Origin of the sequence: Paenibacillus oleatilyticus (assembly GCF_018998565.1) — a bacterium.
GTDB lineage: Bacteria > Bacillota > Bacilli > Paenibacillales > NBRC-103111 > Paenibacillus_G > Paenibacillus_G oleatilyticus.
Map to the genome: position 1 here is coordinate 1 of NZ_JAHNZO010000191.1, position 332 is coordinate 332.

Sequence of the window (332 nt, forward strand, 5' to 3'; positions counted from 1 at the left end):
TCCTTGAGCGTCGCGGCAAAAAGCTCGCTGCAGTCGTCGCGCCCCATTTCCTTGGACCACGCGATGAGCGTGCCATAGCGCGTCATCTCGTAATGCTCGACGGCCTGCGCGGCCGAGGCCAGCGCCGCATCCAGCACCTTCTGGTCGCCGATTTCGCCGGCAACTTCCTCGGCCTCCTGGATGATGCCCTCGATGGCGGCACATTCCACGCCCTTGGGTTCCTCGCCGAGGATGCGGAACACCTGTTCCAGACGGTCGACATGGGTATGCGTCTCTTCCAGATGCGACTTGAACCCGTCACGCAGCGGGCCGGCCGAGGCCTTGTCGATCAT

The 332-nt window shown here is 63.9% G+C and carries 1 protein-coding gene; it reads right to left on the bottom strand.

Annotated elements, in window-relative coordinates; genetic code table 11:
• Positions 1-332, bottom strand: a 332-nt coding sequence (locus KQX66_RS36910) for a YciE/YciF ferroxidase family protein (RefSeq protein WP_216798452.1), incomplete at both ends; no start/stop codon positions are given.